The 26014-nt window shown below is 63.8% G+C and carries 18 protein-coding genes, 1 tRNA gene and 9 pseudogenes; 17 read left to right on the top strand and 11 right to left on the bottom strand.

All coding sequences use genetic code 11. The features are described 5' to 3' along the window. Positions 1-31: 31 nt before the first annotated feature. The 3 genes from AC0IX7_RS13950 (at position 32) to AC0IX7_RS13940 (ending at position 4490) form a co-directional block, all read left to right on the top strand. Positions 32-3076: a type I restriction endonuclease subunit R gene (locus AC0IX7_RS13950; protein WP_471812411.1), complete on the top strand. Its 3045-nt coding sequence runs from the start codon at positions 32-34 to the stop codon at positions 3074-3076. Continuing rightward, positions 3073-3798 (top strand): M48 family metallopeptidase, encoded by a 726-nt coding sequence (locus AC0IX7_RS13945; protein WP_471812409.1) that lies wholly within the window; start codon positions 3073-3075, stop codon positions 3796-3798. Before AC0IX7_RS13950 ends, AC0IX7_RS13945 begins: the two co-directional genes overlap by 4 nt. 140 nt (positions 3799-3938) lie before the next feature. Beyond that, positions 3939-4490, top strand: a complete 552-nt coding sequence (locus AC0IX7_RS13940) for a hypothetical protein (protein ID WP_471812408.1) — start codon at positions 3939-3941, stop codon at positions 4488-4490. Between the two features lie 68 nt (positions 4491-4558). Here AC0IX7_RS13940 and AC0IX7_RS13935 read toward each other — a convergent pair whose 3' ends face one another. Then, positions 4559-4705 (bottom strand): hypothetical protein, encoded by a 147-nt coding sequence (locus AC0IX7_RS13935; protein ID WP_471812406.1) that lies wholly within the window; start codon positions 4703-4705, stop codon positions 4559-4561. Positions 4706-5183: 478 nt separating this feature from the next. Between AC0IX7_RS13935 and AC0IX7_RS13930 the strand changes: the two genes are divergently transcribed. After that, positions 5184-5330, top strand: coding sequence for a hypothetical protein (locus AC0IX7_RS13930; RefSeq protein ID WP_471812404.1), 147 nt, complete (start codon positions 5184-5186; stop codon positions 5328-5330). Positions 5331-5524: 194 nt separating this feature from the next. Here the strand turns inward: AC0IX7_RS13930 and AC0IX7_RS13925 are convergent, their stop codons facing one another. After that, positions 5525-5728 carry a hypothetical protein gene (locus tag AC0IX7_RS13925; RefSeq protein ID WP_471812403.1) on the bottom strand — a complete coding sequence of 68 codons (204 nt, stop codon included), beginning with the start codon at positions 5726-5728 and terminating at the stop codon, positions 5525-5527. 103 nt (positions 5729-5831) lie between these two features. On the opposite strand from AC0IX7_RS13925, the gene AC0IX7_RS13920 reads away from it, so the two are divergent. Beyond that, positions 5832-6422: a recombinase family protein gene (locus AC0IX7_RS13920; RefSeq protein ID WP_471812401.1), complete on the top strand. Its 591-nt coding sequence runs from the start codon at positions 5832-5834 to the stop codon at positions 6420-6422. Here AC0IX7_RS13920 and AC0IX7_RS13915 read toward each other — a convergent pair whose 3' ends face one another. Together AC0IX7_RS13915 and AC0IX7_RS13910 are read right to left on the bottom strand one after the other, a co-directional pair. Beyond that, positions 6423-6590 (bottom strand): hypothetical protein, encoded by a 168-nt coding sequence (locus AC0IX7_RS13915; protein ID WP_471812399.1) that lies wholly within the window; start codon positions 6588-6590, stop codon positions 6423-6425. It lies immediately after the preceding gene. A gap of 970 nt (positions 6591-7560) precedes the next feature. Next, a tRNA-Thr gene (locus AC0IX7_RS13910) sits at positions 7561-7635 on the bottom strand. An 89-nt stretch (positions 7636-7724) separates the two neighbouring features. Between AC0IX7_RS13910 and AC0IX7_RS13905 the strand changes: the two genes are divergently transcribed. Next, a complete protein-coding gene (locus AC0IX7_RS13905) occupies positions 7725-7862 on the top strand; it encodes a hypothetical protein (protein WP_471812397.1) in 138 nt (45 codons plus the stop codon). Here the strand turns inward: AC0IX7_RS13905 and AC0IX7_RS13900 are convergent. Further along, positions 7855-9658, bottom strand: a pseudogene (locus AC0IX7_RS13900) (aminopeptidase P family protein). The gene AC0IX7_RS13905 and the pseudogene AC0IX7_RS13900 sit on opposite strands and share 8 nt — an antisense overlap. A 440-nt stretch (positions 9659-10098) precedes the next feature. On the opposite strand from AC0IX7_RS13900, the pseudogene AC0IX7_RS13895 reads away from it, so the two are divergent. Together AC0IX7_RS13895 and AC0IX7_RS13890 are read left to right on the top strand one after the other, a co-directional pair. Further along, positions 10099-12154: pseudogene (locus tag AC0IX7_RS13895) on the top strand (S9 family peptidase). Beyond that, positions 12151-12536: pseudogene (locus AC0IX7_RS13890) on the top strand (acyl-CoA thioesterase); the annotation flags it as partial. The pseudogenes AC0IX7_RS13895 and AC0IX7_RS13890, both read left to right, overlap by 4 nt. 149 nt (positions 12537-12685) lie before the next feature. On the opposite strand, the pseudogene ppc reads toward AC0IX7_RS13890, so the two are convergent. The 4 genes and pseudogenes from ppc to AC0IX7_RS13870 all read right to left on the bottom strand — a co-directional run bounded on the left by ppc (position 12686) and on the right by AC0IX7_RS13870 (position 16646). Continuing rightward, positions 12686-15359 (bottom strand): annotated as a pseudogene (gene ppc / locus AC0IX7_RS13885) (phosphoenolpyruvate carboxylase). A gap of 321 nt (positions 15360-15680) precedes the next feature. Continuing rightward, entirely contained in the window at positions 15681-15905 is a 225-nt protein-coding gene (locus AC0IX7_RS13880; protein ID WP_471812395.1) for an EF-hand domain-containing protein, read from the bottom strand. Positions 15906-15931: 26 nt separating this feature from the next. Further along, complete coding sequence (locus tag AC0IX7_RS13875; RefSeq protein WP_471812394.1) at positions 15932-16054, bottom strand: hypothetical protein; 123 nt, start codon at positions 16052-16054, stop codon at positions 15932-15934. 26 nt (positions 16055-16080) lie between these two features. Next, positions 16081-16646 (bottom strand): annotated as a pseudogene (locus tag AC0IX7_RS13870) (HNH endonuclease). Between the two features lie 92 nt (positions 16647-16738). On the opposite strand from AC0IX7_RS13870, the pseudogene gluQRS reads away from it, so the two are divergent. Next, a pseudogene (gene gluQRS / locus AC0IX7_RS13865) lies at positions 16739-17584 on the top strand (tRNA glutamyl-Q(34) synthetase GluQRS). A 300-nt stretch (positions 17585-17884) separates the two neighbouring features. On the opposite strand, the gene AC0IX7_RS13860 reads toward gluQRS, so the two are convergent. Then, the gene (locus AC0IX7_RS13860; protein WP_471812393.1) at positions 17885-18235 is read right to left on the bottom strand and encodes a DUF3147 family protein; all 351 of its coding nucleotides are present in this window, start codon (positions 18233-18235) and stop codon (positions 17885-17887) included. A gap of 116 nt (positions 18236-18351) precedes the next feature. On the opposite strand from AC0IX7_RS13860, the gene AC0IX7_RS13855 reads away from it, so the two are divergent. The 5 genes and pseudogenes from AC0IX7_RS13855 to AC0IX7_RS13835 all read left to right on the top strand — a co-directional run bounded on the left by AC0IX7_RS13855 (position 18352) and on the right by AC0IX7_RS13835 (position 22376). Next, the gene (locus tag AC0IX7_RS13855) at positions 18352-18582 is read left to right on the top strand and encodes a twin transmembrane helix small protein (protein ID WP_056418893.1); all 231 of its coding nucleotides are present in this window, start codon (positions 18352-18354) and stop codon (positions 18580-18582) included. 246 nt (positions 18583-18828) lie between these two features. Continuing rightward, positions 18829-19422, top strand: a complete 594-nt coding sequence (locus AC0IX7_RS13850; protein WP_471812392.1) for a cob(I)yrinic acid a,c-diamide adenosyltransferase — start codon at positions 18829-18831, stop codon at positions 19420-19422. Between the two features lie 141 nt (positions 19423-19563). Continuing rightward, positions 19564-20764: pseudogene (gene egtB / locus AC0IX7_RS13845) on the top strand (ergothioneine biosynthesis protein EgtB). Then, positions 20764-21738: pseudogene (egtD, locus tag AC0IX7_RS13840) on the top strand (L-histidine N(alpha)-methyltransferase). The pseudogenes egtB and egtD overlap by 1 nt, the downstream one beginning before the upstream one ends. A gap of 86 nt (positions 21739-21824) precedes the next feature. After that, on the top strand, positions 21825-22376 hold the full coding sequence (locus AC0IX7_RS13835; RefSeq protein WP_471812390.1) for a hypothetical protein: 552 nt from the start codon (positions 21825-21827) through the stop codon (positions 22374-22376). A 176-nt stretch (positions 22377-22552) separates the two neighbouring features. Here the strand turns inward: AC0IX7_RS13835 and AC0IX7_RS13830 are convergent. Further along, positions 22553-23660, bottom strand: a pseudogene (locus AC0IX7_RS13830) (DUF1176 domain-containing protein). A gap of 125 nt (positions 23661-23785) precedes the next feature. Between AC0IX7_RS13830 and AC0IX7_RS13825 the strand changes: the two are divergent. The 3 genes from AC0IX7_RS13825 to AC0IX7_RS13815 all read left to right on the top strand — a co-directional run bounded on the left by AC0IX7_RS13825 (position 23786) and on the right by AC0IX7_RS13815 (position 25904). Beyond that, the gene (locus tag AC0IX7_RS13825; protein ID WP_471812389.1) at positions 23786-24655 is read left to right on the top strand and encodes a 3-hydroxyacyl-CoA dehydrogenase NAD-binding domain-containing protein; all 870 of its coding nucleotides are present in this window, start codon (positions 23786-23788) and stop codon (positions 24653-24655) included. Between the two features lie 221 nt (positions 24656-24876). Further along, positions 24877-25515: a DUF433 domain-containing protein gene (locus tag AC0IX7_RS13820; RefSeq protein ID WP_471812387.1), complete on the top strand. Its 639-nt coding sequence runs from the start codon at positions 24877-24879 to the stop codon at positions 25513-25515. Continuing rightward, positions 25512-25904 carry a PIN-like domain-containing protein gene (locus tag AC0IX7_RS13815; protein WP_471812385.1) on the top strand — a complete coding sequence of 131 codons (393 nt, stop codon included), beginning with the start codon at positions 25512-25514 and terminating at the stop codon, positions 25902-25904. Before AC0IX7_RS13820 ends, AC0IX7_RS13815 begins: the two co-directional genes overlap by 4 nt. Positions 25905-26014 lie beyond the last annotated feature (110 nt).

Below are 26014 nucleotides of genomic sequence, written 5' to 3'. Positions count from 1 at the left end.
AGCAACTTCTTACAGGCCGAATCAGACTCATATGAGCACGATCGGCCAGATCGAGCGCGCTACCCAGAAACGGGTAGTGAAGCTGTTCAGCCAAACCCTCGGATATGCCTATCTGGGGGATTGGCACAAACGGCCCAACAACCGGAACATCGAAGATAGCTATCTTCGCTCGTGGCTTTCTGGCCGATACGATGAGGAGCTAATCACCCGCGCTATCGCCGAGTTGCAGCGGGTGGCGGGCGACAGTTCCCGCATTGCCTATGATGTCAATCGATCAGTTTATGAACTCCTGCGCTACGGGGTGAAGGTCTCTGCCGGGGCGGGTGAGAACTTCCACACGATCCGCCTGATCGACTGGGCCAACCCCGAGGCCAACCACTTCGCGATCGCCGAGGAAGTGACCGTTAGTGGCTCGGGGGCCAAGAGCAGCACGAAGCGCCCGGACATCGTGCTCTATGTGAACGGCATCGCGCTCGTTGTGCTTGAACTCAAGCGCTCCACGGTCTCGGTTTCAGAGGGTATCCGGCAGAACCTCGACAACCAGAAGTCGATGTTCATCCGGCCCTTCTTCTCCACCATGCAACTGGTGATGGCGGGCAACGATACCGAGGGTCTGCGCTACGGCACCATCGAAACGCGCGAAAAATACTATCTCCAGTGGAAGGAAGCGTCCGAAGCCCAGAACTCTCCCAACAGCGCGCTCGATCGCGATTTGGTCCACGTGTGCCGCAAGGACCGGCTACTCGAACTGGTTCACAATTTTATCGTGTTCGACGCAGGCACGAAAAAGACCTGCCGCCACAACCAGTATTTTGGTGTCCGCGCTGCGCAGGAGCACATCCGCACCCGACAGGGCGGCATCATCTGGCACACGCAGGGTTCCGGTAAAAGCCTCACCATGGTGTGGCTAGCAAAGTGGATACGCGAAAATGTAGTTGGGGCGCGCGTGCTCATCATCACCGACCGCACCGAACTCGACGAGCAGATCGAGAAGGTTTTCAAGGGCGTGGATGAGGACATCCATCGAACCAAGAGCGGCGCAGACCTGATCGCTCGCCTCAACGATACCGGCCCATGGCTGCTGGGATCACTGGTCCACAAGTTCGGCGGCAAGGAGGAGGGCGATGTAGGGAACTTCCTCGACGAAGTGCGCCGCTCTCTCCCTCCCGGCTTTTCGCCGAAGGGTGACATCTATGTCTTCGTGGATGAGTGCCATCGCACCCAGTCGGGCGATCTGCATCAGGCGATGAGGTCGATCCTGCCGAACGCTATGTTTATCGGCTTCACCGGGACGCCGCTGCTGAAAGACGACAAGGCCACCAGCCTTGAGGTGTTCGGCCCATACATCCACACTTATCGCTTCGACGAGGCGGTAAAGGACGGGGTGGTGCTCGATCTCCGCTATGAAGCCCGCGACATTGATCAAGACATCACCTCCCCGCACAAGATCGATCAGTGGTTTGAGGCCAAGACCAAAGGGCTGAGCGACCTCGCTAAGGCTCAGCTAAAGCAGCGGTGGGGCACCATGAAGGCGGTGCTTTCCAGCCAATCACGGCTCGAAAAGATCGTGGCCGACATCCTGATGGACATGGAGTTGAAGGATCGCCTTGCCAGCGGTCGCGGCAACGCGATGCTGGTTTCCGGCAGCATCTATGAGGCGTGCAAATTCTACGAATTGTTTGAAAAATCGCCACTGAAGGACAGGTGCGCGATCATTACTTCTTACAAGCCCACCCCAAACGATGTGAAGGGCGAGGGTGACGGTGAGGGGCTAACCGAACGGCTGCGCAAATACGAAATCTACAACCGCATGCTGGGTGGGAAAGAGCCCGAGGTTTTCGAGAAGGAAGTGAAGAAGCGTTTCATCGAGTCCCCGGCACAGATGAAGCTACTGATCGTGGTCGATAAACTGCTGACTGGGTTCGACGCTCCCTCGGCTACCTACCTCTACATCGATAAGAACATGCAGGATCATGGCCTGTTCCAAGCCATTTGCAGAGTGAACCGGCTCGACGGTGATGACAAGGAATACGGCCAGATCATCGACTATAAAGACCTATTTCGCAGTCTTGAAGGGGCGATTACTGATTATACCTCGGGCGCGTTTGAAGGATATGACAAGGCTGATGTCGAGGGCCTGCTGGAAAACCGCCTCCAGAAGGCGCAGCAACGCCTGAGCGAAGTGCTGGAGGCCCTCCGGGCGCTATGCGAGCCTGTCTCCCCGCCGAAGGGCACGCATGACTACCTGCACTACTTCTGTGCCGCTGACACCGGCGACAAGGATGCGCTGAAGGAAAACGAGCCCAAGCGCCTCACACTCTACAAACTGACCGCTTCGCTGATTCGCGCATACGCCGACATCGCAAACAACCTCGGTGAGGCGGGATACGACGAGGCAGGTGCGGCAGCACTGAAGGCGGAGGTGGAGCATTTCGAGAAGGTCCGCTGCGAGGTGAAGCTCGCCAGTGGCGACTATATCGATCTCAAGATGTTTGAGCCCGCGATGCGGCACCTGATCGACACTTACATCCGGGCCGAGGACAGCGAAGTCATCTCTGCGTTCGACGACATGTCGCTGGTGGAACTGATCGTTGAGCGTGGCCCGGACGCGGTGAATGCTCTGCCTGAAGGCATCAAAGGAAACCCCAAAAATATCGCCGAGACCATCGAGAACAATGTGCGCAAGCTCATTATCGACGAGACGCCGGTTAACCCCAAATATTATGAGCAAATGTCTGAACTGCTCGATGCGTTGGTGGGGCAGCGGAAGGCTGATGCGCTGAGCTACGCGGAGTATCTGGACAAGATCGTCGAATTAGCCAAGCGCGTTCATAGCCCAGAAGTTGGGGGCAGCTATCCTGCGGGTATCAACACCCCAGCGAAACGCGCCCTTTTTGATAATCTGAGCGGCGACGAGGCGCTTGCGACAGCGATTGATGACGATGTGCGCCGGTCGAAGAAAGCGGATTGGCGTGGCAACATGTTCAAGGAGAGAGGTGCGGCGGGCGATCGGTCGCCACATCAGCGATTCGACACTTGTCGATACGATCTTCAATTTGGTCCACAAGCAGCATGAATACTGAGACCCATAGCATCTCAGTCGGCGAGATCGATGTTGAGGTCGTCCGCAAGCAGATCAAGAACCTGCATCTGGGGGTCTATCCACCTCTCGGCAGGGTCCGCGTGGCAGCGCCGCTGACCGTCAGCGATGACGCGGTGAGATTGGCGGTCATCACGCGGCTCGGCTGGATCAAACGACAGCAGGCGAAGTTCGCTGCTCAGGCGCGGCAGAGCGCCCGAAGCTATGTTTCGGGTGAGACGCACTTCCATCTGGGCGTGGCATATCGGCTTCGCGTGCTGCGCCGTGATGGTGCGCCGAGAGTTAGCATGGCTGGGGATCGTCTCGAACTCATTGTGCCTCCCGGCAGCAATCGAGACTATCGTGAACGGGTTTTGCAGCGCTGGCAGCGATCAGAGTTACACGAGCGGGCTCAAGCGCTGGTAACAACGTGGGCGGAAGCCATGGCGCTTTCGCCGCCAGCGTTCGGCATCAAGCGCATGCGGACGAAGTGGGGCTCCTGCAACACGGCTGCAAATCGCATCTGGCTCAACCTCGAACTGGTGAAGAAGCCGCCCGCGTGCATCGATTATCTCGTATGCCACGAAGTCGCGCATCTGATTGAGCCATCTCATGGCGAGCGATTTACTGCTCTGATGGATCGGCACATGCCGCGTTGGCGTGTAATCAGGGCTGAACTGAACCGGGAGCCGCTGGGTCACGACGAATGGAATCATTGAGGTGAATCATGGGCATTCCAGCGAATTATAGCCGTGAACTGCCTGAGCGCTGTCTCCACCTCATTGACGCGCTTCTCCCGAGCGTGGAGTCGATCTCATTTCCGGGTCAGGAGAGCGTTGGACCGCTGACCACGACATTCTTGCTCGCGCTCGCGACACCCATGATCGTGCTTCCTATCGAGCGTGTTGAACGCCACCGAGGAAAGCACTTCGAAGGGTATGTCGATGAGAGGCCGCTCGATCCGCAACTGACAGCAATGATTGATGGAGAACTAGGTGGCAGGGCACTGCGCCACTCATCGTTTTTCGCTCCGGCAGAATGGCGCTTCACTCGATTGCCGCACCAACCCGGCCAAAATCTCGCACGATACTTCCCGCACGAATTATCTGCTGAACTGGCTAAGCCGGAAGCGGAAACGCGAGCATCGACCATGGCTGCTTCTGAGTGGGCAAGTTGTCTCAGGAACGCTCTGGCTCACGGCGGGATCGCATACTTGGATGCGGACGGATTTCAGAAATACGGAATGAAGACCGAGAAATTGGCCTTCATAAGCGGCAAGTTTGGGGAAGATGCTCAAACCCCTGAGTTCCTGAAGGTGCTTTGCATCCGCGAGACTGACTTTCTCGCTTTCATCAGGCGATGGGTTTCATGGCTTGCAGCGACGGGGCTCTCGCTCGATCTTGCAGCTTAGATACCCCACCAATTACGACCGGCTCATGTTGTTGCAGGATTACTTCGAGCAGGCTGTCGGTGTGCCCGTCACCGTGCCCGTTCAATGAGGCCCATGAATTGGTTGTCGGTGCCGACGATGTGGAACGCATCATTGACGGTCTTGCCGGTTGTGGGGTCATAGGTGCCGAGGAAGCGACCGCCGAAGTCGAACGCGCGCTGCCGCACATGGGTCATGTTTTCGATATGGCCGATAATAAAGCCGCGCTGATCCCCGATCGTCGTTCACATCATTCCACACCTGTGCATCAGCCTGACCAACAAGATGCTGTGCCGACTGTCGGCCTGACCGCTGCCGCATCCGCCCAGCGAGTATCGGGGCCGAGGATCACCCGACCGTTCCCGCCTCAATAGGGCAACAGATGCAGCACACCCCATGAGACACGATTCGTGGCTCATGCGGGTGAGGTTCGGCATTTTGGGACGCCCAACCGTCTCGGCCTTAGAGCCTTTCGATACATCGAGAGGGATCGATGAGCGCCTGCCCAGATCGCATTCCAAAAGCTATCGCGATTCTGACCTTCCGAAAGCCCTGATTTCCCGTCGATCCGCCATGTCGATTTTGTCCGTTCGAGAACCAGTTGGTTTCGGAAGGGGGCGGAGTTGGCGGTGCCGCGTTGCGTGCATATCTTGGGAGAACGAGGAGGTATTGTCGATGGGACTGTTCGACAGCAACGGCAACGACCGCACCAAGGGTGGCCCGAAGGTCAAGACCGGACCAAATGCAGGGCTGACGCGTGCAAAGAACGATGATGGCCGCTGGCGCGAGAAGCGGGACGACGCGGGCAAGCCGCGCAAGTGACGCGCCGCCGCATCATCTGATAGGAAGGTCGCGGATAGGCTGGTGAGGTTGCTGCCCTTGTGGAGGGGGCCGCGCTGGAGACCGCCAGCTTATCCGCTTCCTCAACCGTTGGACGGGTGAAGCCCGACTGCTTTGCGCCTCGTCGAATCGCCGCTCAATGGAAAGTTGGGCAACCGCCGACAACCACCCCGTTTTCACCGCGCCCGTTCGATGAGCCCCATCAACTGGTTGCCGGTGCCGACAATGCGGAAGGCATCATCGACGGTCTTGCCGGTGGTCGGGTCATAGGTGCCGAGAATGCGACCGCCGAAGTCGAATGCCCGCTGCCGCCCCTGCGTCATGTCCTCGATATGGCCGATGATGAAACCGCGCTGATCCCGAACCGCCGTGCGTGCCATGATGCCTCCTGTCGATGATGCTCGACGCTTTCATGGATGCGCAAAATAATCGAACTAAATGAACTGCTTGACGCTTTCCAGAACTGGAGCGAGTCATTCTGGAATGACTAAGCGTGTAGCCCTGTATCTCCGTGTGAGCACGGACTCTCAAACCGTCGAGAACCAGCGCCGGGAACTGCTCATCATCGGTGAGCGCCTCGGATGGGAGATCGTCGAAGTCCTAAGCGACGAGGGCATCTCCGGTGCCAAGGGCCGCGACAAGCGCCCCGGTTATGACCGGCTGATGACGATGGTGGCGAGGAAGGAGATCGACCTCATCGCCTGCTGGTCGGTCGATCGCCTCGGGCGATCCCTCCAACATCTCGTCACCTTTCTCGGCGAGATAAACGCGCGCGGCGTCGATCTGTATCTGCATACGCAGGGCCTCGACACCTCGACCCCGGCAGGGCGCGCGATGTTCTCGATGCTGGGCGTGTTCGCGGAGCTTGAACGCAGCATCCTGCGTCAGAGGATTATGTCGGGGCTGGCCCGATCCACCAAGCGGTCTGGGCGACCACCTCTCGACCCTGAGAAGGTCGAGCGGATCAAACGCTCCCTCACCAAGGGCGTCAGCATCAACGCCACGGCCAAGAAACTCAGAGTCGGTGTCGCGACCGTCCACCGGCTCAAGCAGCAGATGGCACAAGCCGCCTGATCACAGCGAACGCACCCACTCAATCGCTTCCTCACCGGTCATCACTCGACCCGGCTGCGCCGCTGCTGCCTCGATCATGGCGAGGAAATCCGGGTCAAGTTCTTCGCCCCGGCAGATCGGGCACGGATCATCCGTCCCGTCGTCGCACCGTCCTTCATGCTGAATCACGATCCCAGAGCCTCCACACATGACCCAACCCGATCATACCACAGGCTCACCGGCATCGTCTGTCGAGCATCAGGACGGACCGGAACCCGCCCCGCTCGCAGATACCCCGGACATAGCCAACCGTTATCAGCGGCTACCAGAACCGCCCCAGCACGGTCATCGTGCAACGATGCATAGTCCTGTAAGCGGACTCGAAATAACCAGCACCGAAAACAAAGCAAAATCCCGATTTATGCACCCGCGATCGGACTCCGATCCCGATACGCATCCTGTAAGCGGCACCATATAAAATAACCTTGAAAACTGATCGTTTAAGCCGCGGTCCCAAGCCGGTCGTCGCACAATGGTGTCGCCCACATCTGCCTCAAGTTGTTCAAATCGTTCAGTTTAACATGCTCAGAACTGTCGCACACACAGCGCTCTGGCGAGCAGAAGCTAACCACGCAAACCGGCCGAGGTCGGTGATGCGGTCGTGCTCGCAGTGTCGCGAGCCCGAACCCGTCCGGCACGTCTTTTCGATTGGTGCCATGCAACGGCGTAAGGTGCTGCTGCGGTGAGCCGGGCCAAGTGGCGACATTGCTAAAGTGGTCGTTATAAAGCGGTTTATCGCAGGCGGCTCTAGTCGCAAGATTCGATGCTGAATGGCGATCCCGGGTTTTCCCGCTTCCCCGAAGTACGTGTCTAGGAAAGGATTAACTCTGCGTCGATCTTGAAGCCACCCGTATGTCTGGCTCACCGATACGGGTGCAGAGATGCTTGAGGCGGCCGTGCTCCCGGAGCTGCGGTAATTCTTCGAGCTTGGGACGATCTCTGTCGCTGCCCAACTCAATCTCCGCGATTCCCGAAGAGGCTGGAAGGAGAACCTCGCTACGTCACCCATGAGCGGATAGAAGGCGCTGCCGTTGGCGCTACCCCGCCGGGCGGGGTGGCCCCACGCGGCGGAGCTAACCGCTATTACCATATGAAAAAATGGTGCTGCCGGTGAGGATTGAACTCACGACCTCAGCCTTACCAAGGATGCGCTCTACCACTGAGCTACGGCAGCACTCGCTGGCATCGCTGCCGGCGGAGTGGGGCTAAGAGACGAGGGCGGGGCGATTGTCAAGCGGTCCCGCCAAGATGTAGGGCGTATTTATGGATGATCGGGATCGAAAGGCGGCGGAGAAGGTCGAGCGCATGGCCGCCGCGCTGCGCGAGAACCTGCGGCGGCGCAAGGCGCAGGCGCGTGCCGTCGGGGCTGCGCCTGCGCCGGGGGACGAGCCTTCTAGCTGAGAGGCGCGCACTTTGCCGCGAGCCACGCGCGATCGTCTGCGTCGGTCATTTCCGGGGTGAGGATCGCCAATACCTTGGCGTGATAGTCGTCTACCCATTGGCGCTCTTCGGTCGTCAGTAGCGCCGGCTCGATCAGCGTGCGTTCGATCGGGCAGAAGGTAAGCGTCTCGAAGCCCAGCATCTCGCGGTCGGCGCCGGAAATATTGCGCGGTTCGATCAGAATTAGGTTCTCGATGCGGATGCCGTATTCACCGGCCTTGTAATAGCCGGGCTCGTTGGAGAGCATCATGCCGGCGCGCAGCGGCTCCATCGCGGCGCCGCCGGGATAGTTGGGGGCGGCGATGCGCTGTGGGCCCTCGTGGACCGCGAGGTAGGCGCCGATGCCGTGGCCGGTGCCGTGACCGAAATCGAGGCCGGCTTCCCAGAGGGGCGGCGTGCGAACGCGTCGATCTGGCCGCCCATCGTGCCGTCGGGGAAGACCGCTGTAGCGATCGCGATGTGGCCTTTCAGGACGCGGGTGAAGCGGTCGCGCATCTCGGGCGTGGGCTCGTCGATCGGCATGACGCGGGTCACGTCGGTGGTACCGTCCGAATATTGGCCGCCGGAGTCGATCAGGTAGAGCTGGCCGGGTTCGATCAGGGCGCTTGATTCTTCGGTGACGTGGTAGTGCGGGATCGCGCCGTGCGGGCCGGTCGCGGAGATCGTGTCGAACGAGGTGTCCTTGAGGGCGCCGGTCTGTTCGCGGAAGGCGAGCAGCTTGGCGGCGGCGGAGAGTTCGGTCTGGCCGCCCTTCACGCATTCGGTTTCCACCCAGCGCAGGAAGCGCGCGAGTGCGGCGCCGTCACGGGCGGAGGCGGCGCGGTGGCCGGCGATCTCGACCGGGTTCTTGATGGCTTTGGCGAGGACGACGGGGTCGCGGAGGGGAGGATCTTGGCACCGCCGGCTTGTAGGGCTTGCGTGATCGCGGCGACGGCGCGCTCGGGATCGGCGGCGACGCGCTTGCCGGCGTAGGTTGCGAGGGCTGCGGCGAAGGCGGTGCGGTCGTGGAGGCGGACGGCGTTGCCGAGATGCTGGCGGACGGTGTAGTCGAGCTTGCCGGGCGCGACGAACAGGTCGGTGGTGCCGTCGGCGCCGACGATCGCGTAGGACAGCGCGACGGGGTGTGGTCGACGTCGCCGCCGCGGATGTTGAGTGCCCAGGCGATCGAGTCGAGTGCGGTGAGGATGACTGCGTCGGCGTCGTGCTCGGAGAGCCAGTCGGCGATCTTGGCGCGCTTTTCGGCGGAGGAGGCGCCGGTGAACTGGTCGGGCTGGACGGTCAGCTTCGCGGGTGAGGGGCGGGGCGGTCGGTCCAGATCGCGTCGATCAGGTTGGCTTCGACCGCCATGAGTGTTGCGTTGCGTTCGGCGAGGGCGGTGGTGGCGTCGGCGACCCAGGTTCCGGTGTGGAGCCATGCGTCGTAGCCGATCCGGCCGCCTTCGAGGGCGTGCTTTGCGAGCCACGCGGCGGGGCTGGTCTGTGGCACGGGTTCGTACGCCCATTGGGTGCCGTCGACCTGTTCGCGGACCTGGATCATGTAGCGGCCGTCGGTGAAGATCGCGGCGCGGTCGGCGAGGACCACGGCGGTGCCGGCCGAGCCGCCGAAGCCGGTAAGCCAGCCGAGGCGTTGCGCGTAACCGCCGACATATTCGCTCATGTGTTCGTCGGTGAGGGAATGACGAAACCGTCTAGATTATCGGTGGTTAGCTGGGCGCGGAGGGCGGCTAGGCGGTCAGCTAGGCGGGCGGTCGGGGGCATCGGTTCAGTCTCTCGTCGAAAGTGAAGTATAGGAAGTGCACACGCTGGCGAGGGTTCGATCGACGCTTGCCATGCTCCCCGTTGCGGGTGCTGCGGCAGAGGCGCGGGGGCGGATCGAGCGGGGACGGGCCATGCCGGGCGTTGTGACAGAAAGGGGATGTGTAGGACAGCGGGCTGGAGCGGGGCTCGACACCGTTGCTGTGTCTACGGCGAACTTTCCTCACCTCTTCGGTGAAGGCCGGAGCCCAGTTGGGGGGCATTGCTAACTGAGCGCAGCGCGTCGTTACTTCGACCTTTCCAATTGGGCCCCGGCCTACGCCGGGGTGGTGGCATTGCGGGTGGTCGCTTGCGCGTGGAGGCTTGCGGGTGGGGCGCACTCTTCCTCAGCCGCTCGCCAATGCCACAGAGTTTGGCTTCCACCCGCGGCCCCGCTAACACCGCTGCATGACCACGCCCCCATTGCCGAACAGCGCCCGCATAGCTTCACCACGCATGGCGTGACGATCGAGGATCCCTATGCGTGGCTGAAGGATCCGCACTATCCGGAGGTCGATGACGCCGACGTGCTGACGTATCTCGCGGCCGAGAACGCGTATTTCGAAGAGCAGATGGCGCCGCACACCGCGCTGGTCGACACGATCTATGAAGAGATGAAGGCGCGCATCAAGGAGGACGAGTCCTCGGTGCCGCAGAAGGATGGCGATTGGCTGTACTGGACCGCGTACGAGACCGGCGGGCAGTACAAGAAATGGTGGCGGAAGCCGGTTGCCGGCGGTGACGACGAACTGTTGCTGGACGAGCCGGCGTTAGCGGAGGGGCATGAGTATTTCCGGCTTGGCGCGTTCTCGGTCAGCAACGACGGGCGCTATCTGGCCTATGCGATCGACGACAATGGGAGCGAGCGGTTCGAGGTTCAGGTCAAGGACCTGGATACCGGCGAGCATCTGCCCGACGTGATCCCGGGGATGCTCAGCGAGATCGTCTGGACTGCGGACGATGCGGGCTTTCTCTATGGTCTGGCGAACGAGCAGTGGCGCACGGACAATGCGCGGTTCCACCGGTTGGGAACGCCGATCTCCGAGGACGTCGTGCTGTTCCACGAGGAAGACGAGGGCTTTCGCGTCGGCGTCGGCGAGACGAGTTCGCGCAAGTGGATCGTGATCGCGACCAGCGATCATGTAACGAGCGAGCTGTATCTGCTGCCGGCGCACGAGCCTTTGGCTGTCCCGATCCTAGTGTCCGCGCGGAAAGTCGGGCGCGAGTACGACGTGGACGAGCATGACGGGACGCTGTTCATCCACACCAACGATGTCGATCCGAATTTCCGGTTGTGCACAGCGCTGGTCGAGGAGCCGGATGCGTGGAGCGAGCTGATTCCGGCGAGCCCGACTTTCTACATGACCGGCGTGGAGTGCTATCAGGACTTCTTCGTGGTCGATGGGCGCGAGGACGGTCTCGATCAGATTGCGATTCACCGGTACGAAACGCCGACCGAGGGCAGGCGGATCGAGTTCCCCGAGGCGAGCTATGTCGCCGGGTTGGGGGACAATCCGAGTACGACATGACGGTGTTGCGGCTTGGGTATGAGTCGATGGTTACGCCGGGGACGGTGTACGACTATGACGTCGATACCGGCGAGCGGACGATGCTCAAGGTGCAGGAGATCCCGAGCGGCTATGACGCGGCAAAATACGCGACCGAGCGGCTGAAGATCGCGGCGCGGGACGGGACCGAGATCCCGGTGTCGATCGTGTATCCGGCCGGGTTCGTCCGCGATGGGTCGGCGCCGTTGTTCCTCTACGCGTATGGGGCGTATGGCTATGCGATCCCGCCGGGCTTCTCGACCGGGCGGATGAGTTTGCTGGATCGCGGGTTCGCGTATGCGATCGCGCATATCCGCGGCGGCGATGACCTCGGCCAGCAATGGTATCTCGACGGCAAGCTGGAGAAGCGCGCGAACACGTTCAACGATTTCGTCGATGTGGCGAAGGCGCTGGTCGACGCTCAGTGGACGTCGGCGGGGAAGATCGCGATCGCGGGGCGTTCTGCGGGTGGAGAGTTGATGGGAGCGGTGGTCAATTCCGATCCCGAATTGTGGGGCGCGGTGATCGCGGACGTGCCGTTCGTCGACGTGCTGAACACGATGCTCGACGAGAGCCTGCCGTTGACGCCGGGCGAGTGGCCGGAATGGGGAATCCGATTGAGGACAAGGCGGCGTTCGAGTTGATCCGGTCGTATTCGCCGTACGACAACGTCAAGGCGCAGGCCTATCCGCCGATGTTCATCTCGGGCGGGCTGAACGATCCGCGCGTGACCTATTGGGAGCCGGCGAAGTGGGCGGCCAAGCTGCGGCTGATGAAGACCGACGACAATGTGCTGTTGCTCAAGACCAATATGGGCGCGGGGCATGGCGGCAAGTCGGGGCGGTTCGAGTCGCTGCGGGAGGGCGCGGAGGAGCATGCGTTCGTGCTGTGGCAATTGGGCGTGGCGGGGTGAGCCGGTTCACGCTGTCGATCACCGCCGAGGCCGGCGACATCGATGAGCTGGGCCACGTCAACAATGCGGTGTGGGTGCAGTGGATCCAGCGGATCGCCACCGCGCATTGGGATGCCGTCGCGCCGGCGGAGCACAAGCTGGCGTATATGTGGGTCGTGACGCGGCATGAGATCGATTACCGCGGGAGTGTGGTTTCGGGGGAAGCCGTTGTCGGGGAGACTTGGGTCGAGGGGGCGCCAAAGGGGCTCGGTTCGATCGGCATGTGCGGTTTTTGGGCGAGGATGGGAAGGTGAAGCTGGAGGCGGTAACGACCTGGGCTTTGCTGGATCGGGCGACCGGGCGGTTGATGCGCGTGCGTGAGGATGTCGCTGCACCGTTTTTGGTCCTCGCCCCTTCGGGGAGAGGGAGGGAGCGACGTAGTTGCGGAAGGGTGAGGGGTGTTGGGATGGGCGTCCTTAGCCTCACGCCCCTCTCCCTTCCCACCGCAAGCGCGGTGGGCCCCTTCCTCTCCCCGGAGGGGCGAGGGAGTTTTTAGCCGCTGTTGCGCAGGGCGGTGGCGATGGCGTTGATCGAGAGGAGGATGCCTTCGCCGATCCTCGGGTCGTCCTCGCCTGCTCGGCGGCGTTTTATCAGTTCGATCTGGAGGAGGTTCAGCGGCTCGATATAGGGCAGGCGGAGGCGGATCGAGGCGTCTAGGGCGGGGTGCTTTTCCAGGAGGCGGGACTGGCCCGTTACCGTGAGGAGCCCGTCGTGAGTCTGGTGCCAGCCGTCGCGGATCGTCGTGAAGATCTCGCGGAGTTTGTCGTCCTCCACGAGCCCGGCATAGCGTTCGGCGATGGCGATGTCGGATTTCGCCAGCACCATTTCGAGATTGGCGAGCGCGGAGGCGAACAGCGGCCAGCCCTGCGCCATGTCCTTCAGCAGCGCCTTGTCCTCGAAATCGGCGATCGCGCGGCCTACCCCGTACCAGCCGGGGAGCATGACGCGCGCCTGCGCCCAGCTGAACACCCAGGGGATTGCGCGGAGGTCTTCGATGCGGTCGGACTTGGTGCGGCTGGCGGGGCGGCTGCCGATCTTCAGCCCGGCGATCTCGGCGATCGGCGTCATCTGGCGGAAGAAGGTGCGGAAGCCTTCGGTGCCGTAGACGAGGTCGCGGTAGCTGTGGAACGCGGTGTCGCTGAGCGTGTCCATTGCCGCGGAGAAGCTGGCGTTGTCGGCGTTGGAGAGGCGTTCGGGCTCAAGGCTTGCCAGCAGCGTGGCGGAGGCGATCGCCTCGAGGTTGGTCATCGCGGCATCTCTCGTACCGTATTTGGCGGCGATGACTTCGCCTTGCTCGGTGATGCGGATGCGGCCTTGGACGGTGCCCGGGGGCTGCGCGCGGATCGCGCGGAAGGCGGAGCCGCCGCCGCGTCCGACCGCGCCGCCGCGACCGTGGAACAGCTGCATGCCGACGCCGGCCGCGGCGAAGACGGGCTTCAGCGCGGTCGAGGCTTTCGACAGCTGCCAGGTGGAGGTGAGGTATCCGCCGTCCTTGTTGCTGTCCGAATAGCCGATCATCACTTCCTGGTGACCTCGCGTCTTGGCGATCGTCGCGATTTCGGGGAGCGCGAACCAGGCGCTCATCACGCCGGGGGCGGCTTCGAGATCGCCGATCGTCTCGAACAGCGGCACCGCCATGATCGCCGCGGTCGGGGTGTCGCCGGGGCGGTAGAGGCCGACTTCCTTGAGGAGCAGGTTCACTTCGAGCAGGTCGCTGACGGACTGCGCCATCGAGACGATGTAGTTGGTGATGCACGCGGGGCCGTAGGCGGCATGCGCGTCGGCAGCGGCCTGGACGATCGCGAGCTCGCTGGCGGTTTCCTCCGAATATTCGGCGAAGCGCGAGGTGAGAGGGCGGGCGTTGGCGAGTTCGCGGCGGAGCAGCGCGACGCGCGCGTCTTCGTCGAGCGCTAGGTAATCGTCTTCGACGCCGGCGACCTTCAGCAGTTCGGCTACGACGCGTTCGTGGACGGCGCTGTTCTGGCGCAGGTCAAGGTGGCGAGGTGGAAGCCGAACGTCTCGACCGCGCGGATCAATCGGCCGAGCGCGCCGCCCGTCTTCAGCGCGATGCCGAGGCCATGCGCCAGCGTGACGAGGTCGGCGCGGAAGTCTGCGGGGCTCGCATACGGTTCGCCGGTGAGGCGACCGGGGCGGGGGCGTGCTTGCCGGTGAGCGCGTCGTGCGTTGCGGACAAGCGCGCGTAGATGCCGGAGAGCGCGCGGCGATAGGGCTCGTCGCTGCGGCTGGCGGCGTCGTCGCCGCTGACGTCGGCGAGTGCCTGCACCGCGGCGTCGGCGGGGGCGTGTTCGGTCGAGATCGAGAGCTCGGCGCCGAGTGCGTGCACCGCGTCGCAATAATAGCCGAGCACGGCTTCGCTCGCCTTTGCCAGCGCGGTCTTGAGCGAGTCCGCGGTGACATAGGGGTTGCCGTCGCGGTCGCCGCCGATCCAGCTGCCGGGGCGCAGGAAGCTTGGCGTGCGTTCGCCGAGGGCGCGGTCCCAGCGCTGGTAGAGCGCGGGGAGGGCTGGGAGGAAGACGTCGCGGAGGTAGCTGAGCGCGGTGTTGACCTCGTCGGTGACGTAGAGCCGGTCGCGGCGGAGGACGCGGGTTTGCCAGAGCAAGGCGATCTGGCGGAGGATCGCATCGTCGACATCGTCGCCGTCGGGCGTGGTGTCGCGGCCGAGATCGCGCAACGCCATCAGCTCGGCGATCCGGTTGCGGTGGTCAATCATGCTTTTCCGCCGGACTTCGGTCGGGTGCGCGGTGAGCACGGGGGCGATCAGCGCGTGGTCGAGCAGCTTGCGGATCTGGGTGCGGTCGATGCCTTCGGATTCGAGCTGGGCGATGGCGGACGCGAGGTCGGCACCGTCTTCCGCGGCGATGCCCTGGCGGTCCTCGGCGAGATTGGCCAGCATCGAGAACAGCATGAAGCCGCGGACGAAATCGAGCGTCTCGTCGAGGCTGAGCTTTTCGAGGCTGAGATCGACCGCGCGGTCGTCGCCGGGCTTGCCTTCGGAGGCGTCGCGGTGGCGCTCGACCGAGGCTTTGCGGATCGTCTCGGTGGCTTCGAACAGACGCTCTCCGCCGTAGGCGCGGATGACGTCTCCGAGCAGTTTGCCGAGGAAACGGATGTCGGAATTGTTCGCGATTGCGGGGAGGCTAGCCATGGCAGCCTTGCTGCGCTGCGGCAGGGTTTAGGTCAACCGGGAATGGCGGGTGAGAGGCGTGAAATCGAATGCGTGGCGCGGGCAGGGCGTAATATTATTGTCTTTGAATGCCCCTGAGCGTCGGTCTGAAGTTTCTCCCAGATACTCCGTCATTCCAGCCCCACTCCGGCATCCCAGCGAAAGCTGGGATCCCCGCGTGTGGCAGGTGTCGCGAACCCCGAGAGATACCCCAGCGTTCGCTGGGGTGACGGGTGAGGATAGGCGTACGTCGCGAACCCCGAGGGATACCCCAGCTTTCGCTGGGGTGACGGGTTTTTGGGCTCAGCGCTTCCGCGACTCCGCGCGTTCTTCGGACGTCACCGTGCCGTCTCGGTTGAGGTCCATCCTGTCGAACCAGGCGAGCGTGCCTTCGCTCCACTCGATCGCGGTGATGATACCGTCCTTGTTCCGGTCGAACGCCTTAATGCGGGCGTTCGGCGCGGGGAGTTCGTCCTTGGTTATGCGGTCGTCGGCGTTGCGGTCTAGCGTGCGGAAACGGCGTTCCATGCTCGCGCCGAAGTCCAGGCGCGAGGTTACCGAGGGGGCACGAAGCCTACCGCGTTGGCGTCGGCCTGTGCGCGCTGCTCGTCCTTGTCGCCGCATGCGGACATGAAAAGTCCCGTCGCGGCGAGCGCCGCCGCCAGTTTCACCTGCATAGAATCTCCCGTCGTCTCGAAAGCCGTTACGCTTCCAGTTCAACGTCCCAATACAGCCAGTCGTGCCATGTGTCGTGCAGGTAGTTGGGCGGAAAGCTGCGGCCGTGTTCCTGCAGATGCCAGTTGGTCGGGCGGATCGGCTCGAGGTGGAGCGGCATCGCCGCCTGTTTCGGCGTGCGCCCGCCCTTTTTGAGGTTGCAGGGCGAGCAGGCGGTGACGACGTTCTCCACGTGGTACGACCGCCTTGCGCGCGCGGCACGACATGGTCGAAGGTGAGATCGCGCAGCTTGCCGCAATATTGGCAAGTGAACTTGTCGCGCAGGAACAGGTTGAACCGGGTGAAGGCGGGAAATTGCGACGGTCGGACGAACTGCTTCAGCGCGATCACCGAGGGCAGTTTCAGCGCGAAATTGGCGCTGCGGACTTCGCGTTCATAGGTGGCGACGATGTCGACACGATCGAGGAACACAGCCTTGACCGCGGTTTGCCACGGCCAGACGCTGAGCGGATAGTAAGAAAGCGGCGTATAATCGGCATTCAGCACGAGCGCCGGACAACCATCCGGGTGGCGTATCAGGTCGGGGTGAAACACGGCTCCTCCCACTCAGGCTTCGCGAGACGCCCTATGGACGACAGCGATGACAAGGACATGACAGCACGGCGCGTATCGTCAGGTCAAGCGCGGTGAGCGGCGAGACGGTTATTACGCGGTTCGCGCCGAGCCCGACCGGACGGTTGCATCTCGGCCACGCGGCATCGGCGATCCGCGCGCATGATTTTGCGCAAGAGCGCGGCGGGCGGTTCGTGCTGCGGATCGAGGATATCGACGGGACGCGGAGCCGGCCCGAGTTCGTCACGGGGATCCTCGAGGATCTGGCGTGGCTCGGGTTGCGGTGGGATCTGCTCGTGTTCCAGTCGGAGCGGCTGGCGAAATATCAGGCTGCGCTGGAGACGTTGAAGGCGCGCGGGCTGGTCTATCCGTGTTTCTGTACGCGGGCGGAGATCGCCGCGAGTGCGTCCGCACCGCAGGGGATGCTGCGCCGGTCTATCCGGGGATCTGCCGGGGTCTGACCGCGCAGGAGGTGGCTGAGCGGTCGCATCTGGCGCACTGCTGGCGGCTCGATATGGCGAAGGCGGTGGCGATTACCGGCGCGCTGGCGTGGCATGATGCGATTGCCGGGACGGTGGTGGCCGATCCTCTGGCGCAGGGGATGTGGTGCTGGCCCGCAAGGATGCGCCGGCGAGTTATCATCTGGCGGTGACACTGGACGATGCCGCGCAGGGGTGACCGATGTGGTGCGCGGGGTGGATTTGTTCGCAGCGACGGACGTGCACCGGGTGTTGCAGGCTTTGCTGGGGTTGCCGGTGCCTTCGTACCATCATCATCCGCTGGTGGTGGATGCGGCGGGGCGGCGGTTGGCGAAGCGGGACGGGGCGCTGTCGCTGGCGGAGATGCGGGCGGGTGGGGAGGATGGGGCGACACTGGCGGCTCGGGTGCGGGGTGGGGATCGGCTCGCGACTTCTTGGTGAGGACCTGAGCTAAGGTGGTGCGAATATCCCCCGTTCCCGGTGGCCTTATAACGGCTGGCGATCTGCACTTGTTCTCCCGCGAAGGCGGGAGCCCAGTCTGGGTCCCCGCCTTCGCGGGAGAACAACGAGGAGGTGTGACGCCCTTAGAATGCCACCACCCCGGCGAAGGCCGGGGCCCAGTTGGAAGGTCGTAGTAACGAGGCGCGTCCCTCAGTTAGCAACGTTTCCCAACTGGGCCCCGGCCTTCGCCGGGGTGGTATTTCTGCTGGGTGGTGGCGCTGCTCGAGGAGGTGCGCGCCGCTATAGCTCGATCCCCAGTCTCGGTGCGGCCCAGGTCATTGCTGCGTACAATGCGATCGTCAGTATGCACCCCGCCACCAGCGACATCCAGAAGGGTACACTGTGTCGCAACAGCGCGGGGATCAGCAGGAACATCGGCAGCGACGGCAGCACGTACCAGAAGGTCGCGCCGGCGTGCGCGGCCATCGTCCGCGGATCGGGTTTGTCGTGCCAGAGCCAGATCATGCCGAGCACCGAAACCAACGGCAGCGACGCCACGAGCGCACCGAAACCGGGATAGCGCTTCGCCAGTTCCGACGCGGCGGCAATCAGGATACCGGAAATCAGGGCCTTGAGCGCGAGATAGAGCATGCGCCATGTGCGCTACCCGCGCGGCAGTCCGCAACATTGCTTATCGGCAACATGGGTCATTTTCCGGCTTCGGGTACGCCATTGCTACCCTGCCGGTGCGCGCTTACATTCGGATCATGAACACATTCCTCGTCATCCTCCTGATCGCGGCGATGATCGCGACCGTCGTGGCTCTGGTGCGGGGCGTCGTGTCGTTCCTGCAGGAGGGCAGCGCGCAGGTCCGCGATGGGAACGGGCCGAGTGCCGCGTCGCTGAAATCGAATCGGATGATGCAGCAGCGTATCTTCTTCCAGGCGCTGGCGATCCTGATCGTGGTCGTCATCCTGTTCGCGGCGGGGCGGACTTAGGGGGCGAACGTTACCTTCGATCCTCCCCCGCCAGGGAGGTGGCTGGCTCTTGCCAGACGGAGGGGAGAGTAAGGAAGCTCAGCGTTCCGTGTCCTCTCCCTCCGTCACCTTCGGCGCCACCTCCCCTGGCGGGGAGGATCGAGGTTGTAGCAGTCGTAGCGAGCCACGAGGATACCCCAGCTTTCGCTGGGGTGACGGGTTGGCGGGGGACGACGGGGCTTTGACGCGCTTCAATCTGGAATACTCATGGTCAAGCTGAACAAGATTTACACGCGGACGGGTGACGACGGCACGACCGGGCTGGTCGACGGGTCGCGCGTCTCGAAGTCGAGCGCGCTGATGCAGGCGATCGGCGATGTCGACGAGGCGAACTCGGCGATCGGCCTCGCGGTGATCGCGCTCGGCGACCAGCCGATAGCGGCGGCGCTGACGCGGATTCAGAACGACCTGTTCGATCTCGGCGCGGACCTGGCCACACCCGCCGGCGCGGACGAAGCCGGCGCGGACGATTTTACGCCGTCGGAGATGGTGTTGCGGATCGTGCCCTCGCAGGTCGAGCGGCTGGAGCGCGAGATCGACGCGATGAATGCGCACCTCGCCGCGTTGCGGAGTTTCATCCTGCCGGGCGGTTCCGCCGAAGCCGCCGCGCTGCACCTGGCGCGGGCGATCAGCCGGCGGGCGGAGCGATCCGCGGTTGGCGCGAGCGAGACGCAGCGGCTTAATCCGGCCGCATTAGCGTATGTTAACCGGTTATCGGATTTCCTGTTCGTGGCGTCGCGGGCGGTGAACCAAAACGGGGCCGGCGACGTTCTATGGCGACCAGGGGCTACGCGCGGCTAGGCGCGTATCGTCGCTCGCGTTCCAACGTCGCATCGGTCGACGTAGAACTGAGGAGAGATCGATGCCGAGTCCGTCCGTCCCGATCGCGCCACGGCGCCGGAGACCTCACCTCTAGCCCAGCGGTTTGCCGCGGTTCGCGATTTGACGCTCGCACTCGCCGCGCCGCTATCGGATGCCGATGCGACGGTGCAGTCGATGGCCGACGCATCGCCGACCAAATGGCACATGGCGCACACGACGTGGTTCTTCGAAACGTTCGTCCTGCGCGATCATGTCGCAGGCTATGCGCTGCACGACGAGCGGTTCCCGTTCCTGTTCAACAGCTATTACGAGGCCGAAGGGCGTCGCCATGCGCGCGATCGGCGCGGGATGGTGACGCGGCCGTCGCTCGACGAGGTGCGGGCGTATCGCGCGCATGTCGATGCGGCGCTGATCGACGCGCTGCCGAGCTTGTCCGAGGATGCGCAGGCGCTGGTGGCGCTCGGTTGCCATCACGAGGAACAGCACCAGGAATTGCTGGTGACCGATATCCTCCACATGTTTTCGGAGAATCCGCTCGAGCCGGCGATGTGGCCGGCAGCGCGCAAAATTCCGGTGGCGATGCCGGGTCCGATCGGCTGGATCGAGCGCGGCAGCGAGATCGTCGAGATCGGTTATGACGGTGACGGCTTTGCGTTCGATTGTGAGGACCGCGTCATGCTGCGTTGCTGTCGCCGCACGCGATCGCCGACCGGACCGTGACCAATGGCGAATGGGCCGCATTCATCGCCGATGGCGGTTACCGCGATGCCCGGCATTGGCTGGCCGATGGCTGGGCCTGGGTGAAGGCGGAAGGGGTCGTCGCGCCGCTCTATTGGGAAGAGCGCGATGGCGAGTCTGGGAGCGGCTGGACCCGGTTCGGGCTCGACGGTCGCCGCGCGATCGATCCGGCCGCCCCGGTGACGCATGTCAGCTTCTTCGAGGCGGATGCCTATGCGAGTTGGGCCGGGGCGCGGTTGCCGACCGAATTCGAATGGGAGGCGGCCGCGGCTTCGCACGACGCCTCCGGTGGCAACCAGATGGACGTCGCGGGTCCGGTCGAACCGCGGCCTTCGCCGGGCGGCCCGGCGTTCTTCGGCGATGTCTGGGAATGGACCGGCAGCGCGTATCGCCCTATCCGAAGTTCGCGAAGGTCGACGGCGCGGTCGGCGAGTATAACGGCAAGTTCATGAGTTCGCAGTTCATCTTGCGTGGCGGCAGCTGCGCGACGCCGCGCGGTCACGTGCGCGCGAGCTACCGCAATTTCTTCTATCCGCACCAACGGTGGCAGTTCACCGGCGTGCGCCTCGCGAAAGATATCTGATGTTGAAGCCTGAGATCGAGGACGGCCAGCAGACGCTCGCCGACCCGCAATTCCGTGCGGACGTGCTGGACGGGCTCGCGCGGGTGCCGCGGGCGATCCCGGCACGGTGGTTCTATGACCGGCGCGGCTCGGAACTGTTCGAGAAGATCACCGACCTGCCCGAATATTACCCGACGCGGACCGAGCGCTCGATCCTGGAGACCGTGTGTCCGGAGGTCGCCAGGATCGCCGGCGAGGGCCGTGCGGTGGTCGAGTTCGGCTCCGGCTCGTCGACCAAGACGCCGATCTTGCTCGATGCGGTTGCGCCGTCGGTCTATGTGCCGATCGACATCTCGGGCGATTTCCTGCGGGAATCGTCGAAGGTGCTGGGCGAGCAGTTTCCTGATCTGCTGGTGCTGCCGTTCGAGGCCGATTTCATGCGGCCGCTGAGTCTGCCGAAGACGATCGCGGATACGCCGAAGCTGGGGTTTTTCCGGGATCGACGATCGGCAACATGATCCCGTTGATGGCGGTCGACCTGTTGCGCGCGATGCGGGCGTCGCTCGGCGTGGGCGCGATGCTGTTGATCGGGATGGACCGGATCAAAAGCGAGGACGTGCTGGTGCCGGCGTATGACGATGCGCAGGGCGTGACGGCGGCGTTCAACCTGAACCTGCTCGAGCGGATCAATCGGGAACTGGGCGGCGATATCCCGGTCGAGGCGTTCCGGCACAAGGCGGTGTGGAACGACGATCGTGCGCGGGTCGAGATGCATCTCGAGGCGACTCGCGACGTTGCGTTTAGCGTGGACGGGCGGACATTCGAAATGTCTGCAAGTGACTCTATTCATACGGAAAACTCGCATAAATATGGCGAGCGGGATGCGCGGATCCTGTTGCGGTCGGGGGTGGACGCCGGTGGCGGCGTGGACCGACCCCGAGGGGCTGTTCGGGGTGTATCTGGCCGAGGCTCAGGTGGAGCGGCCGGCGCCCTGAGTTGGGGGGCTCAGTCTTGCCGGCAATCGGCGTAATGTCGGTATCGCCAGTTGCAGACATTCGCTCGGGTATGGCACGAAAGGCGAATGCTCCAGCTACTCGCCGCTCTTATGCAGGTCTCGTCGGCCCCACCCGTGCCATCACCGCCAGCCGATAGCCTTGCGGCGGCCGTCCTGCTGTGGTCGGACCATCCACCGGCAGAAGCTTCGCAGCAGCTGGCGATCGAAAGCGCCGTGGGGGAAGCAACGCGGCAGGCACTGTATCAGATTGGCATGCAGCCGAGCCCGAGGCTGTCGGTGACCAAGGTCTATCTGGCTGCATACGACCGATTGAAGCCGCTGATCGCCCGCCGTGTGCCCGCGAACCGGAGCCAGGTGGACGCTGCGGTTGCGACATGTGCGATGGATGGGATAGCGCGCCGGCTGTCGCCTGCTGAGATTGCCGAGATCCGAAAATCTCTCTCAACCGCAGCCGGGCAAAAATTTTGGGAAGCGGCGGGGCTCGCCGATCAGCCGCTGGAGGGCTGCTACCAAGCTGCCCTTAATCTCAAGCCGGTAGCTGCCGACTATCGTGCCGCCGGTCTCCGCCCGCCAAAGCCTCCGAAGCCGCCGGAGCAGGACATGTCGACCGTCTACTGACGGATCCGGAACGATCGCTTCCCCTCCCATTCGAGCCGTTGCCGTCGTGCTGGAGGCAAGAGACCGCGCTCGCGGTGGGGTTTCTGATCGGGCGGGGCCGTTGCCGGGCTCGTCGTGCGAGCGGGCGGGCCTTGTTTGGCTATGCCCCACCCCGACCCTCCCCTGAAGGGGAGGGGTTATCGGGTTACCTTCGTTCGCCACGTGGTGATGTAGTCGATGTTGCCGCGGCATTCGCCCATTTCGGATTGTTCGGACAGGCGCAGGCGGGTGCCGTCCCAGACGAAGCTCTGGATCACGCCGCAGTCGCCCAGGCCGCGGCCCTTGGCGTAGCTGGTCAGGATGCGGTTCTTGAACGCGCCGTTCACGACGCTCTTCACCCGCGTGCCGGAGTCGGCGCCGGTTTCCTCGAAGCCGGAGGGGGCGTCGGTCTGGGCCGGCGTGATCGTGGCGCCGTCGATGATGAAGAGCGCGCCGATCAGGTTGTACGCGCCGGTCGAGCAGGGGAGGATCGCGAGCGACTTGCCGCCGCCCAGCGCGTGGACTTCGGGGGCGAACTGCGTCGGGTCGGCGCCATCGGGGAAGCCACCGAGATCGCAGGAGCCGCGTTTGCGCATCGTCGCGACCTGCGCGGCGGTGAGTTTTGCGGCGCTGCCCGATGGCGCGACTGCGGCGATGACGGGGAGGGCTGGGGTCGGCGCGCGCGCGGGCAGGGCCCTTGGCGACGATCGCGTCGGTGCTGCCCGCGCGACCCTGTTGCGCGTCGATGTAGCGGAGGGCGGCGGCGGCGCCCTTCAGCGAGACGGTGGCGAGCGTGGCGCCGTTCGCGTCGAGGATCTTCAGCGACTGGGCGTTGGCGATCGCGGCGGCGAGGGCGGCGGCGTCGCGCAGGGCTATGGGTTTGCCGTCGACGGTGAAGCTGGCGGGCGGGCGCTTGGTGGCGGCCTGGTCGTTGCGGGTCTCGATTGCCAGCGAGACCTTGCCGCCGCCGTTCGCGACCGGGCCGGGCTCTCGGGTGAGGTTGAGCGTGATCGTGTCCTCGCCGATGCTCGCGTCGGGGAGGAGCGAGCCGAGCGTGCAGCGTAAGCCGTTGTCGCAGCCTACGGTCCAGTCGGTGAAGGTCTTCGTGGCGCCTGGCTTGGGCGGCGCGTGCGTGTCGGTCGTGGGGGTCGGCTGCGGTGTGGTCGGGGCGACGAGGGCGGGCTCGGTCTTGGCCTCGAGGGCGGAGTCGGCCTTGGGCTGCGGCGCGGGCTGGCTTGGCGAACAGGCCGTCGTGAGCGGCAGCATGACGAGGGGCGCCAGGAGGGGCGCGAGGGCGGAAAAGATCGGTTTGCACAGCATGATTGCAGCCTAGCGCGCTGGCAGCGCGGGGAAAAGCGGCTAGGGAGGGGCAACGATTTTAGGAGAGAGATGTGCAGACGATCGGTGTGATTGGTGCAGGCCAGATGGGCGCGGGGATCGCGCAGGTTTCGGCGCAGGCGGGGTACCGGGTGCTGCTGGCCGACGTGTCGCTGGAGACGGCCGAGAAAGGCAAGGCGGGGATCGTCAAGGCGCTCGGCCGGCTGGTCGAGAAGGAGAAGATCGCGGGTGAGGCGCGCGATGCGGCGCTGGCGCTGATCGAGCCGGTCGCGAGTGTGGCGGACATGGGCGACTGTGCGATCGTCGTCGAGGCGGCGACCGAGCGCGAGGGCGTCAAGCGCGCGATCTTCGCCGAGGTCGGCAAGGTGCTGGGGCCGGATGCGATCCTGGCGTCGAACACGTCGTCGATCCCGATCACGCGGCTGGCGCAGGCGGCGCCCGATCCGGCGCGGTTCATGGGCGTGCATTTCTTCAATCCGGTGCCGGTGATGCGGCCGATCGAGCTGATCCGCGGTCTGGCGACCTCGGACGCGACGGTGGCGGCGGTCGAGGCGTTTGCGGAAAAGCTCGGTAAGCAGGTGGTGCATGCGAACGACGCGCCGGGCTTCATCGTCAACCGCGTGCTGATGCCGATGATCAACGAGGCGTGCTTCGCGCTCGGCGAAGGCGTGGCGAGCGTGCGCGACATCGATCTCGCGTGCCAGCTCGGGCTGAACCATCCGATGGGGCCGCTGACGCTGGCGGATTTCATCGGGCTCGATACGTGCCTGGAGATTACGCGCGTGCTGTTCGAGGGGACCGGCGATCCGAAGTTTCGGCCGGCGCCGGTGCTGGTGAAGTATGTCGAGGCCGGGTGGTTCGGGCGGAAGACCGGGCGCGGGTTTTATGATTATTCGGGGGCGGAGCCTGTGCCTACTCGGTGAGGGGGCTCCTCACACCGTCATCGTCGCGTGTTTTCGTCTTCTGGAGGGAACGCCCTGCGCTGGGGACTGTCTTGCGATAGTCCATTGCGGACCTCCGCGATGTATGAGCATTTGCATGGCACGGGGACGAATGCGCGGCGATTGACGGGCGAATTAAAATGACAGCGGCTCACTATGGAATCGGGGCGTACACGATCCCTGAAGCTGCACGCCTGATCGGAATGACAGCGTCGCGGCTCCGGCGCTGGCTGTACGGCTATGACTATGATGGCGGCCATGACGGCGGAGGCGGCATGCAGCCGCCACTCTGGCAGCCGCAGTACGACGTCGAGGCGGATGGCCAACTGCTGGGTTTTCGCGACCTGGTTGAAGCGCGGATCGTTGCCGCGCTGACCAAAGCGCATTTTGGTTTGCCGACCATTCGCGCCTGCATCACCGCGGCGCGCGATCTGCTCGGCGACGAACGGCCTTTTTCGACGCGTGCGTTCAAAACTGACGGGCGCAGGCTGTTTCTCGACATTACGGACGGGGTTCAAGATCCCGCGATGTACGACCTGAAGGCGAGACAACGGGTATTCCGCGACGTCGTGATGCCGTCGCTGTCCGACTTGGATTTCGGGTCCGATGCTGCCGAGAGGTGGTGGTTGGTTCCGGGGAAGCGCACGATCGTCGCCGATCCCGAGCGTTCGTTCGGGCAGCCTATCGTGGCGGCATCCGGACTGCTGACGGCTCGCGTCGTGCAGGAATTGAAGGCCGAAGGATCGGTAGAACGGGTTGCCAAGCTGTACGATCTACCCGTCCGTGCAATCCGCGATGCGCTCAGGTTCGAAAGCGATCTCCAGCTGCGTAAGGCGGCTTGAAACTTTTCATCGACAACAATCTTCCACCGCGGCTCGCGCGGGGATTGGCAGCGTTGTTTCAGGGTGATCACGAGGTCGTCTGCCACCGGGATAAATACGGCGATACGCACCTTCTCGACGAAGAATGGATACCCGCTCTCGGTGTCGAGGGAGATTGGGTGGTGCTGTCCGGCGATCTCAATATCGCGCGACGGCGTCCCCAGCGGGAGTTGTTCTTCCGGTCCCGCCTGGTTGGTTTCTTTCCGCGCGCGGCAGTGATGGAGTTGCCGTTGCCCAAGAAGGCCGCGCGCATCTTGAGTGTGTGGGATCGGATGGTCGGTTTGGCTCGCGACGTGCGGCCGGGGGTGTTCGAGCTCCAGCAGCGAGGCGAGCAATTTCGCGCGTTGTGACCACCCGAGGATCTGACGGCTAGGTCTGCGAGTGCGATGATCGCTGGCATCCTCTTGTTCTCCCGCGAAGGCGGGAGCCCAGACTGGGTCCCCGCCTTCGCGGGGAAACG

The sequence above is a fragment of the Sphingomonas sp. AC411 genome (assembly GCF_979253035.1).
This window is presented reverse-complemented; position numbering and strand designations above follow the sequence as displayed.